This is a genomic window from Actinoplanes sp. NBC_00393, assembly GCF_036053395.1.
Lineage (GTDB): Bacteria > Actinomycetota > Actinomycetes > Mycobacteriales > Micromonosporaceae > Actinoplanes.
This window is the reverse complement of record NZ_CP107942.1, coordinates 10,788,467-10,800,649: the sequence shown is the minus strand read 5'-3', so window position 1 is coordinate 10,800,649 and position 12,183 is coordinate 10,788,467. Positions and strand designations below refer to the sequence as shown.

At 72.7% G+C, this 12,183-nt stretch carries 6 protein-coding genes; 3 read left to right on the top strand and 3 right to left on the bottom strand.

Annotation, left to right across the window (positions count from 1 at the left end):
- Positions 1 to 894 carry an ABC transporter ATP-binding protein gene (locus OHA21_RS50030; RefSeq protein WP_328467806.1) on the top strand — a complete coding sequence of 298 codons (894 nt, stop codon included), beginning with the start codon at positions 1 to 3 and terminating at the stop codon, positions 892 to 894.
- Here OHA21_RS50030 and OHA21_RS50025 read toward each other — a convergent pair.
- The gene (locus tag OHA21_RS50025) at positions 855 to 3,725 is read right to left on the bottom strand and encodes a hybrid sensor histidine kinase/response regulator (RefSeq protein ID WP_328467804.1); all 2,871 of its coding nucleotides are present in this window, start codon (positions 3,723 to 3,725) and stop codon (positions 855 to 857) included. The two genes, OHA21_RS50030 and OHA21_RS50025, sit on opposite strands and share 40 nt — an antisense overlap.
- 126 nt (positions 3,726 to 3,851) lie before the next feature.
- Here OHA21_RS50025 and OHA21_RS50020 point away from each other — a divergent pair, with 126 nt between their 5' ends.
- Both OHA21_RS50020 and OHA21_RS50015 read left to right on the top strand, forming a co-directional pair.
- A complete protein-coding gene (locus tag OHA21_RS50020) occupies positions 3,852 to 5,873 on the top strand; it encodes a response regulator (protein ID WP_328467802.1) in 2,022 nt (673 codons plus the stop codon).
- 66 nt (positions 5,874 to 5,939) lie between these two features.
- Complete coding sequence (locus tag OHA21_RS50015; RefSeq protein WP_442875051.1) at positions 5,940 to 7,796, top strand: VanW family protein; 1,857 nt, start codon at positions 5,940 to 5,942, stop codon at positions 7,794 to 7,796.
- Positions 7,797 to 7,890: 94 nt separating this feature from the next.
- Here OHA21_RS50015 and OHA21_RS50010 read toward each other — a convergent pair whose 3' ends face one another.
- The gene (locus OHA21_RS50010) at positions 7,891 to 8,973 is read right to left on the bottom strand and encodes a class I SAM-dependent methyltransferase (protein WP_328467798.1); all 1,083 of its coding nucleotides are present in this window, start codon (positions 8,971 to 8,973) and stop codon (positions 7,891 to 7,893) included.
- 58 nt (positions 8,974 to 9,031) lie between these two features.
- Positions 9,032 to 12,016 carry an AfsR/SARP family transcriptional regulator gene (locus OHA21_RS50005; protein ID WP_328467796.1) on the bottom strand — a complete coding sequence of 995 codons (2,985 nt, stop codon included), beginning with the start codon at positions 12,014 to 12,016 and terminating at the stop codon, positions 9,032 to 9,034.
- Positions 12,017 to 12,183: the final 167 nt, after the last annotated feature.

Genomic DNA, 12,183 nt, shown 5'->3' with positions numbered 1-12,183 from the left:
GTGAACTTTGACGTGGCGCCGGGCGAGACCTTGGGCCTGGTCGGCGAGTCCGGCTCGGGCAAGAGCACCACCGGCCGGGCCATCCTGAAACTCGCCGAACCCACCTCGGGCACGATCCGCTTCGAGGGGCGCGACATCGGCACGATGGGCCTGGAGTACCGGCGGGCCGTCCAGGCCGTCTTCCAGGACCCGGCGTCGTCGCTCAACCCGCGCCACGTCGTCGCGGACGCGGTGATCGCCTCGCTGCGCCGGCACGGCCTGGACCGGCCGGACGAGCGGGCCGCCGAGGCGTTCGAGCAGGTCGGGCTCTCCCGGGCGCACCTGAGCCGGTACCCGGCGGAGCTGTCCGGCGGTCAGCAGCAGCGGGTGGCGATCGCCCGGGCCCTGGCTCTCGGCCCGCGGCTGGTGGTCTGCGACGAGGCGGTCAGCGCGCTCGATCTGTCCACCCAGAGCCAGATCATCAACCTGCTCGCCGACCTGCAGGCGGAGACCGGGGTGAGCTATCTGTTCATCGCGCACGACCTGGGCATCGTCCGGCACCTGTCGCACCGGATCGCGGTCATGCTGGCCGGACGGATCGTCGAGATCGCGCCGGCCGACCAGCTGTTCCAGCACCCGCGGCACCCGTACACCCGGGCGCTGCTGGCGGCCAGTCCGGTGGCGCATCCGTCCGGGCGCCAGGAGCACCGGATCAAGCGGGCGGCGTACCGGCCGTTGCACAAGGGCGCGCCGATCAAGCGGGATGCGGTGGGCTGCCCGTTCCGGGCCCGCTGCGGCCGGGTGATGGAGATCTGTCACACCACCACCCCACCGGTGTACGACCTGTTGGACGGGCAGCAGGCCGCGTGCCACCTCTACGCGGAGGACGCCCTGCTGAACCGGGGACGGATCTGATCCACCGCGGTCCGGGTGAGCGCGATCAACGGGCGGGCGTGGGCCAGTGACGCCACGGCGGCATCGAGGTCACCGGCGCGGGCGTCGGTCTCCAGCCGGCCGCAGGCGTCGGTGGCCGCGCCCGCCCCGAGATTCGCCATGATCCCCTTGAGCTGGTGCGCCTCGTTGCGCAGCGCGTCCGCGTCGTCGAACGCGAGCGCGTGGATGATCCGGTCCAGATGCTCGGGAATCTTCGCGGACAGCGCGCTGAGCAGACCGCCCAGCGCCTTCGCGGTGGCCGCCGGGTCGGGGCCGCGCAACTGGTCGAGCCGGTGTTCGATCTCGGCGACCACGGCGGCCGGCTCCGGCACGGTCAGCGGGCTGGTCCAGCGTTCCAGGACCTTGGCGACGTCCGCCGGGATCAGCGGCTTGGCGATGTGCCCGTCCATCCCGGCGGCCAGACAGCGGGCCCGGTCCTCGGGCAGCGCGCTCGCGGTGAGCGCGATGATCGGCACGCGCCGGCCCCGCGGTTCGCGGCGCCGGATCTCCTCGGTGGCGGCGTACCCGTCCATCTCCGGCATCAGACAGTCCATGAAGATCGCCCGGTATTCCTGCCGGCCGGCCCGCTCGACGGCCTCCAGGCCGTTGACCGCGATGTCGGCGCTGTAGCCGAGGTTCGCGAGGATGCCGAGGGCCACCGTCCGGTTGATGTCGTTGTCCTCCACCAGCAGCAGATGGCCCCGGCCCACCGGGGTCTCGGCGGTGGCACCGACGGACTGGTCCTCCACACGGTCGGTGAGCGCGCCGACCAGCGCGTCGTAGAGCTGGGACTGCCGCAGCGGCTTGGCGAAGGCCGCCGAGAACCGGTCCGGATCCGGCTCCTCGGGCAGGTGGTGGGCGTCGTCGGCGAGCAGGATGGTCTTCGGCGCCGGGCAGCCGGCCGGGGCGATGGTCAACCCGCCGATCTCCATCCCGTCGTCGCGGGCCGTGCCGATGTCGACGATGACCAGGTCGACCGGGCGGCCCGCGGCAGCCGCGTCGCGCAGCGCGGCGCCCGCGCTGGCTGTGTCCACGGTTCCGGTCGCCTGCATCGACCACGCGGTGAGCTGGTCGGCCAGGACACTGCGGTCGTTCTCGTCGCTGTCGACGATGAGTACCCGCAGCCCGTCCAGCGAGTGCCGGTCGGAGAGGTGCAGGTCGTCGCGGGCGGCGCGCAGCGTGACGGTGAACCAGAACGTGCTGCCGTGCCCCGGCTCGCTCTGCACGCCGATCGTGCCGCCCATCAGCTCGACCAGATCGCGGCTGATCGCCAGGCCCAGCCCGGTGCCGCCGAACTTGCGGGTGGTACCGGCGTCGGCCTGGGTGAACGCCTCGAACAGCTCCTCCTGCTGGTGCATGTCGATGCCGATGCCGGTGTCGCGCACCTCGAACCGGATCGGCACCGCGTCCGGGCCGCTCGGATGCCGCTCGTCCCGGGTGGCGGTGACGGTGACCTGCCCCTGGTTGGTGAACTTCACCGCATTGCCGGCCAGGTTGAGCAGCACCTGCCGTAGCTTGGCCGGGTCGCCGCAGACGGTGCCCGGCAGGGCCGGGTCGCAGACCCCGGTGACCGTCACCGAGTCCCGGGTGTCCGGCGGGGCGACCAGCGACACCACGTCGGCGATCAGCCGGCCGACCTCGAAGTTGGCGTCCTCCAGCAGGACCTTGCCGGCCTCCAGCTTGGAGAAGTCGAGGATGTCGTTGATCACCGCGAGCAGCGCGGAGCCGGCCGCGCTGATGCCCTCGGCGTACCGGCGCTGCTTGTCGTCGAGCGGCGAGCCGAGCAACAGCCCGGTCAGGCCGATCACCCCGTTCATCGGCGTCCGGATCTCGTGGCTCATCGACGCCAGGAACTGCGACTTCAGCCGGGCCGTCTCGATCGCCTGGTCGCGGGCCTCGGCCAGGGCCTGCTCGGTCTGCCGGCGGGCGGTGATGTCGCGGACGAAGCCGTGGAAGTGCACCCCTCCGTCGTGACCGATCCGCCACATGGTCAGCTCGGCCGGGATCTCGTGACCGTCCTGGTGGTTGGCGGCGATCTCGGTCGGCCGGTCCAGCACCCAGTCCCACCGGCCGTCGAGCACCCGTTCCAGCGGTCCCCGGTAACGGGCCGGCAGGATGGTGCCGGCCACGTTGCGGCCGAGGATCTCCTCGCGCGGCCAGCCGAAGACGTGCTCGGCCTGCCGGTTCCACTCGGCGATCACACCGTCCCCGTCCATCGTGAAGAACGGGTCGCTGGCCGCCTGCATGATCATCTCGAGCTGCTCGCGCTCCACCCGCAGGCGCTGCTCGGCGTGCACGCGGGCGGTGATGTCGTGCGCGACGGTGGACGCGCCGATCACCGTGTCGTCGGTGTCGCGCATCGGGGCCATGCTCAGCGACACCTCGATGATGCTGCCGTCTTTGCGCTGGCGGCGGGTCTCGTACCGGCTCAGGGCCTGTCCGCCGAGCACCCGGCCGAGCAGCTCCTTCTCCTCGCCCAGCCGGTCCGGCGGCAGCAGCCGGGTGACGTCGCTGCCGACCATCTCCTCGGCGGTGTAGCCGTAGAGCCGCTCGGCCCCCGGGTTCCAGGTGTGGATCGTGCCGTCCAGCGCCTTGCTGACGATGGCGTCCTGGGAGGCCTCGACGATGGCGGCCAGGCGGGCGTTGACGTGGCTCTGCAGGCGGCGCTCGCTCTCGAACCGGCCCTCGGCGAACCGCTGCGCGGCACGATGGAAGTACCGGTCGAGGCCGCGGCGCAGCAGCTCCGCGACACCGGCCACGGCGACGACACCCACCGCCAGCAGGGCCGGAGCGACTACAGTCCGACGTTCCAATGCGCAGCACTCCCCCGGGTGCGGAGCCGAATCCGATTCAGCATCACCGTACATGTGGAGATTTTCTGCTTTAGCCTTATATCGGACAAAGACTCAGATCTTCCCACCGCCGCAGAGGGAGACGCCGTGGCGACAGTGATGGTGGTCGACGACGTGGCCGCCAACCGGGACATCGTGCGCATGTTGCTCGGGTACCGGGGTCACGAGGTCATCGAGGCGCACGACGGGGCCGACGCGCTCCGGCTGGCCCACGTCCACCATCCCGACGTCGTCGTCTCGGACGTGCTGATGCCCGGCATCGACGGCCTGGAACTGGTCCACCGGCTGCGCACCGACCCGGACCGGCAGGCCGCGCAGGCGCCGGTGATCTTCTACACCGCCAACTACCTGGAGCCGGAGACCCGGCCGATCGCCGAGGCGTGCGGGGTCAGCCAGGTGGTGCTGCGCTCGCAGGATCCGCACACCCTGCTCGACGCGGTCGACACCGCCCTGGCGAACGGCCCGGTCACCGTCGAGGTCCCGGCCGCCGACGAGGCGTTCGCCCAGGCGCACCTGCACGCGGTGAACGCCAAGCTGATCGAGAAGGTCCGGGCCCTGCACGACACCGAGCGCCGGTTCGAGGCGATGGCGATCGCCTCACCGGTGGGCATCGGGATCATCGACCGGCACGGCAACGCCGACTACATCAACCCGCGGCTCGCCGAGATCATGCAGGTGTCGCTGGACAGCTTCCTCGGCCAGGGCTGGCTGGCCTGCCTCGACACCGACGCGCAGGATGCCGCGCTGAGCCTGCTGCACGGCGCCGGCAACACCGCCGAGCTGAAGTTCGACCATCGGATCACCTGGTCCGACGGCACCACCCGGCGGCTGCGGCTGCACCTGCGGCAGATCCACGACGACGATGACGGGCAGCTCGCCGGCGGCGTGCTGATGGTCGACGACGTCACCGACCTGGTCTCCGCGGAGGACCGGCTGCGCGAGGAGACCCTGCGCCGGCAGGAGGAGGCCCGGCACCGCGACGCGGAACGCCTGGACAGCCTGCGCCGGATGGCCGGCGGCACCGCGCACGACTTCAACAACATCCTGGGTGCCATCCTCGGGTACGCGACGCTGGCCATCGAGACGATCAGCGACGCGCAGACCGACGGCACCATCCCGGCGGAGACGGCGGAGTCGCTGCTCGGCGACCTCGGCCAGGTGGTCAAGGGCGGCGAACGGGCCAAGACGCTCACCCAGCAGCTGCTCGCCTTCGGCCGCCGCGAGGTCACCCAGCCGACCGCGCTCAACATGAACAAGCTGCTGCGCGACGCGCACGGCGCCCTGCGCTCCGCGGCCGGACCCGGGACCGAGCTGGTCCTGGACCTGGCCCCCGACCTGCCGGACGTGCAGGCCGACCCGGCGCAGATCACCCAGGCGGTGCAGAACCTGGTCCGCAACAGCGTGGAGGCGATGCCCGCCGGCGGCACGGTCACGATCACCACGGCGGTGGAGGACGAGCACGTGGTGCTGCGCATCCGGGACACCGGCACCGGCATGCCGCAGCACGTCCTGGACCGGGCCTGCGAGCCGTTCTTCAGCACCAAGCCCACCGTGGGCACGGCCGGCCTCGGCCTGTCCACCGCGCAGGGGATCGTGAGCCAGGCCGGCGGGCAGCTCAAGCTGCTGTCCCGGGAGGGGCAGGGCACCACGGCCACGTTCGCCCTGCCCGCGGTGATGACCACACCGGCCGCCCCGCCGCCGGTGGACGAGCACCAGGGCTGCCCGGGCGGCGAGACCCTGCTGCTGGTCGACGATGAGGTGGCGCTACTCCAGGTGACCGCCCGGATCCTCGACGGCGCGGGCTACCACGTGCTGACCGCCTCCGATGGGACCGAGGCTCTGCAGGTCCTCGAACAGCACCCGGGACACGTGTCGGCGCTGGTCACCGACGTGGTGATGCCCGGCATGAACGGCCGTCAGTTGGCCCAGATCGCCACCTCCCGGCAGCCGAACCTGACCATCGTCTTCGTCTCCGGTTTCGCCGAGGCGCTCTTCGACGAGCAGGGCAACAATCTCGAGCCGGGTTCGACCATCCTGGCGAAGCCGTACAACCGGGAGACGCTGGTCAGCACGGTGCGGTCGGCGCTGAACGCGGCACAGCACAGCTGACCCACAGGTCAATCGGGCCCGGCGTCGACTACGATTCTTGGCCCGCGACGTGATCGGCGTCCGCGAATGCGTCCAAACCCGGACGTAGCGCCCAGCGACCCCCGGAAGGACGCCCCGGTGAGCACTGCGAGTGAGCAACCGCCTACCGCTGAGGACCTGCCGACCCTCCGGCTCCCCCAGCAGGCGACGCCGGTGCACGACAACATCGACGTCCCGCCGGCCGAGTCGCCGCAGCCGCCACCGAAGCGGCGCGGGCGCAGACTGCTGATCGCCGGCGGCTTGGTGCTCGTCCTCGCGGTCGGCGCCGGCGCGGCGGTGAACTGGGCGTTCCAGGGCGACGTCCCGCGTGGCGTCACAGTTCTCGGGCTGGACCTGGGCGGGCTCAGCCGGACCGAGGCGGCGGGCGCGCTGCGGACCAGGCTGGCGTCGGACCAGAAGCTCACCGGCCCGGTCACGATCCAGATCGAGGGCACCGGGAAGACCGCCTCGGTGCAGCCGGCCGACGTGGGCCTGGTGGTCGACGTCGAGGCGACCGTCGACGCCGCCGCCAAGGGCCGCCCCTCACTCTTCGCGGACCGGTCGGTGACCCCGGTCGTCGCCGTGGACGCCGACCTCCTCGACGCCGCGCTGCGCAAGGCGGCCGGCAAATTCGGCACCGCGATGACCAGGCCCGCGGTCGTCTTCGACGGCGTCAAACCGAGGGCCGTCCACCCCGAGCCGGGCCGCGACCTGGAGCCGGCGCGCTCGGCCGAGGCGGTCAAGGCCGGCTGGCTGAGCGGCGGGACGATCACGGTTCCGCTGGTCGAGGTGCAGCCGGTGACCACGGCGGCCGAGGTGGACGAGCTGGTCGAGACGCTCGCCCGCCCGGCGGTCGCCGCCCCGGTGACGGTGACCTCCGAGCGCGGCACGCTGACCATCGCGCCGGCCGCCATCGCCAAGAGCCTGGTGCTGACCGCGGACAAGACCGGCAAGATCGAGCCGCGGATCGACGAGAAGAAGTTGCGTGCCGCGGTCGCCCCGCAGCTGTCCAAGCTCGAGGTGACCGCCCGCGACGCGCGCTTCACCTTCGCCGCCGGCAAGCCGAAGATCGTCGCCGGCGCCGACGGGGTCACTCTGGATCTGGGCGCCGCGGCGCCGCAGCTCCTCACGGTTCTCCAGAGCAGCAGCGATCGTACGGTGGAAGCCGCCCTCACCAAGTCGGCGCCGAAACTGGGCGCGGCCGACCTGGAGAAGCTCGGCGTCAAGGAGAAAGTCTCCACCTTCACCACGAAATTCACCGGTGGCCTCGGCTCGTCCCGCAGCCAGAACATCGTGCAGGCCGCCAAGCAGGTCCGCGGCGCCCTGGTGCTGCCCGGCAAGACGTTCTCGCTGAACAAGCACACCGGCGAGCGCAGCTACAAGCAGGGCTACAAGGACGCGCCGGTGATCCTGGGCGGCAAGCTGGTGCCCGGCGTCGGCGGCGGCGTCTCGCAGTTCACCACGACGCTGTTCAACGCCACCTACTACGCCGGGCTCGAGGACGTCGAGCACAAGCCGCACTCGTACTACTTCGACCGCTACCCGGCGGTGATCGAGTCGACGATCTTCTACCCGGACCTGGACTTCAAGTTCAAGAACGACAGCCCGCACGGGGTGCTGCTCGACACCGCCTGGACCAGCAACTCGATCACCGTGTCGGTGTGGAGCACCAAGGTCTGGGACAAGGTGAGCACCAAGTACAGCCCGCGTCGCAACATCACCTCGCCGCGGACGATCACGCTGCCGGACGGGCCGAGCTGCATCGCCACCGGCGGGCTGCCGGGCTTCACCCAGGACGCGTGGCGCCAGTTCCACAAGGACGGCAAGATCGTCAAGCGGGAGAAGTTCACCTGGAAGTACGACGCCGAGCCGAACTACATCTGCGGCCCGGCCGAGTCCGACTGACGTCTCGTCCGGACCGCGCGAAGTGGCCGGCCGATTCGGGCTACGCGAGGCGGCCCGGCCGGGAGGCACCGGCCGGACCGCTGGTCGAGGTGGCCTATCGCCTGGTCGCAGAGACGACCAGGTTGAAGCCGGTGTCGGCCGCCACGATGGGATTCGTGAAGCCGGCGCCGGCCAGCAGCTCCAGGCGCTTGGCGGGGCCGCCGGCGGTGCCCAGGCCGTAGGCGCCGGGCTGGCTCAGCGAGCCGGGGGTGCAGAGGGCGGTCGAGGAGGCGTACCCGATCCGGGTGATCGGCAGGCCGATCGTGGTGGTGAAGTCGTCGGCCGACCACGGCTCCACCGCGACCACGATGCCACCCGGCGCCAGCGCGTCGTAGGCCGCCTTCAGCGCCGCCGCCGGGTCGCCCAGGTCGTGCAGCGCGTCGAAGTAGACGACCACGTCGAACTGCCCGTGGCCGGCGATCTCCGCGGAGTCGGCCACATGGAACGCGACGTTCGCCGGGCTGCCGGCCTCGATCGCGCGGGCCCGGGCCGTGGCGATCGACGGCTCGTGGTTGTCGAAACCGGTCACCGCCGTGCCCGGCCAGGTGCTGCCGATCAGCAGGGTGGCGAACCCGTGGCCGCAGCCGACGTCGGCCACCCGGGCGCCGGCATCCAGCTTGCCGAGCAGGCCGGGGACGGCCGGGAACCAGGTCTGGGCGAGGTGGTTGACGTACGCCGTACGGAAGTAACGCTCGATGCCGTGATGCGTGCAACCCGGCACCTCCTCGTAGGGCAGGCCCCCGTTGCCGCGGAACGCGGCCTCGACCTGGTCCAGCGAGAGGAAGTGACCGGTGATGATCTCCCCGGCCGCCACGATGTGGGCCGGCGAGTCGACCACCGAGAGGGCCAGCGCGTGCTCCAGCGGAAGTTCGAAGGTGTCCCCGTCGACCGTCAGGTACCCGGAGACGGCCTGCTGCTTGAGCCATTCGGTGACCAGGCGCGGGTGCAGGCCGGTCTGTGCGGCGAGCTTGTCCGCGGTGACGGGTCCGGCGCCGGTCATGGCCCGGTACAGGCCGAGCCGGTCGCCGAGAACGGTCATCACGGTGGTGGCGGCCCCGGCGATGTCGGTGACGAACTGTCCGACGAAGGCTTCCACGCGGGCCTCGTCGATGGTCGGGTTCTGCTGCGTCTGTGTCATGCCCCTACCGTGCGGGCCCGCCCTTGCCCGGCCCTTGCCGATCCCTTGCCGCGCCCTGTCAGCCGTGCCGGTCGAGGGCGGCCAGCGCGTAACCGGTGATCGAGGCCGCGTCCGCGCCGGCCGGTGGCAGCGGGTGCGGCGACCCGGCCGCGGCGCGCAGGCGGGCCTGGCGGTCCCGGTCCGGGCCCATCACGGCCGGCGCGAGCGGGTCGGCGTCCGCGGCCCGGACGATCACCGCGGCGGCCGGCGCCGCACCGAGGTCGGCGAGCAGTTCGGCGGTGAGCCGCAGCATCGTCCACACCTGGGCGGTCATGCCGACCGACCGGACCGCGGCGAGCACCTCGCGGCAGGCGGCCACGGCGTCCGGGCGCCGCCGCAGCCGGATCAGCACGGCGGCCCGGGCCACCCGCGCCACGTTGCCCATGTAGACCTGGTTGACCCGGTCGCTGGCCACGATCGAGCGTTCGTACCAGTCGAGGGCCTGCTCCGGGTCCTCGGCGGCGAGCAGTTCGCCGCGGGTGAACGGGACGAAGCCGTCCAGCCCTTCGGTGTGCAGCGCGGACGCGTACTTCTCCAGCCAGCGCCGGCCCGTCTCCGCGTCGCCGCCGTAGGCGTCCATCAGCGCGGCGCAGCAGATGCCGGTCGCCCGCGCCCAGACCGGCGCCTGCGGCTCCTCGGCGATCCGTTCGGCGTCGGCGCGCACGTCGTCGGCCCGACCGCCGAACATCGCGTTCGAGATTCGGCTGACCAGTGCGCTCCAGCGCAGCGGGTGGCCCACCGGCATCCGCGCCAGCGCCGCGCTGAGCAGCCGCTCCGCCTGAGCCTGATGGCTGGAGAGCAGCGCCGCGGTGCCGGCGGCCAGCGCCCGGTACACCTCGCTCTCGGTCTCCACCCGCTGCGGCGCGAACCTGGCTAGCTGCTCGGTGAGGCCCGGGTCGGGGGCACCGGCCCCGATCACCCCGAGCAGCGCGGCCATCCGGGCACCGTCGTCGCTGTCGCCCAGCCAGGTCAGCGCCTCCTGCAGGTTTGCCAGCTCCCGGCGCAGCGCAGGCGTGGTCCACGGATCGCGGTCGCGGCCACGCTCGACCAGCTCGGTGGCGTGGCCCAGCATCCAGCGGGCGTGCGCGTCCCGGGCCTGCCGTTCCCCGTCCGGCCCGAGGTGGCTGAGGCCGACGTGCCGGACGGTCTCCAACAACCGGTATCGCGGTGGGTCGGCGCGCAGGTCGGAGGTGACGAGCGAGGCGTCCACCAGCTCGGCGAGCAACTGCTCGGCCTCGCCGGGCTCCGGTCCGTCGCCGAAGAAGGGCAGCGCGTCCAGGCCGAAGCCGCCCCGGCAGACGGCGAGCCGGTCCAGCAGGCGCTGCGCCGCCGGGTCGAGCAGACGGTACGACCATTCGACCGTCGCCGACACCGCGGTGGCCCGGTCGCCGCCCCGGGCCGGGTCCAGGACGTTCAGCCCGGCGCCCAACCGGTCCCGCAGGTGGACCAGGCCGAACACCGCCTCGCGCCGGGCGGCCAGCTCCACGGCGAGCGGGAGGCCGTCGACCAGACCGCAGATCTCGGCGGCCAGCTCACGCGTACGCGAATCGTCGGAGAAATCGGCGCGCAGCAGCGCGGCGCGATCGCAGAAGAGCGCCACCCGGTCGTCCGCCGGCAGTGGGCCGACCCGCAGCACCCGCTCGCCAGCCACGTCGAGACGCTGGCGGGAGGTGGCCAGCACGCGCACCCCCGGGCAGCGCACCAACAGCTCGTCCACCAGGTCGCGGACCGCGTCGAGCAGATGCTCGCAGTTGTCCAGCACCAGCACGGCCGGGGCCGAACCGAGCCGTTCGGCCAAGGCTGCGACACCGCCGCGCGGCGCGGCCCGCAACCCGAGCGCACCGGCGACCGCGGCCGCCACATCGGCCGGCACGGAGCGTTCGGCCAGCTCCACCACCAGTTCGTCGCCGGTCAGCGCCTCGGTCATCAGCCGGGTCTTGCCCACCCCGCCCGGCCCGACCAGGGTGGTCACCCGCCCGGCGGTGAGCGCGGCGCGCACCGCGGCCAGCTCGCCGCGGCGCCCGAAGAACCGATCGGCCCGCCGCCGCATCGGGGCGGCCGCCCGCTCCGGCGCCGGTCTGCCCAGATCGAGCCTGTCCGGCCCGAGCTCGCCCGGCCTGAGCTCGCCCAGCCCGAGCTCGTTCGGCCTGAGCTTGCCCGGCCCGAGCTTGCCCGGCCCGAGCTCGTTCGGCCCGAGCTCGTTCGGCCCGAGCTCGTTCGGCTCGTTCGGCTCGTTCGGCTCGTTCGGCTCGTTCGGCTCGTTCGGCTCGTTCGGCTCGTTCGGCTCGTTCGTGAGGATGCGCCGCTGCAGATCGGTCAGGGCCGGTGACGGGTCGACGCCGTGCTCCTCGGCCAGCCGCGCGCGGAAGGCGCGGGCCACCCCGAGCGCCTCGGCGGTCCGCCCGGTCGCGTGCAGGGCGCCCATGTGCAGCAGTTGCGGGCGCTCACGCAGCGGCTCGGCCGTTGCCAACGCCTCCACTTCGGGCAGTGCCGCCGCGGCGTCCCCGGCCTCGAGGCGCCGGTCCAGCCACTCCTCACGCAGGTGCCGGCGCCACTCGGTCAGCCGGGCCACGTCGGGGGCGAACACCAGGCGGTCGGCCACGTCGGCCAGCGGGGCGCCGCGCCACACGGCCAGCGCCTCGGCGAGGGTCGCCGCGGCCTGCTCGGACGGCTGCTGCCGGGCCAGCTGGACGAGCCGCTCGGCGCGGGCGGTGTCGAGGGCGCCGTCCGGCAGGTCCAGCCGGTAGCCGCCGGGCTCACGGCGGATCGTGTCGCCGCCGGTGTGCCGCCGCAGCCGCGACACGTAGCTGTGCAGGTTGCCGACCGCGTTGTCCGGCGCCTCGCCCTCCCAGAGCGCGTCGATCAGGTCGGCCACCGGGACCGCGCGGCCGGCCGCCAGGGCCAGCCGGGCGAGCAGGATCCGTTGCGGCGCGCCGGTGAGCGGGACCGGCACACCGTCCCACGTCAACTCGACCGGCCCCAGCACACCCACCCCGATGCCCACGGCGCCATTCTCGCCACAGCGCCGCACGCATGACCAGTCGGTTACTGCCGGGCTGACACCCAGAGCTGCCTCCCGCCCTGCGAAGCAGCAGCAGCGATCAGCCGCCTTCACCCAGCTGACACCCAAAGCTGCCACCCGCCCTGCGAAGCAGCAGCAGCGGTCAGCCG

Bases quoted from the DNA above. Each gene is read 5' to 3' on its own strand.
- OHA21_RS50015 (WP_442875051.1), top strand. From the start codon at position 5,940: ATGCGTCCAAACCCGGACGTAGCGCCCAGCGACCCCCGGAAGGACGCC.
- OHA21_RS50010 (WP_328467798.1), bottom strand. From the start codon at position 8,973: ATGACACAGACGCAGCAGAACCCGACCATCGACGAGGCCCGCGTGGAA.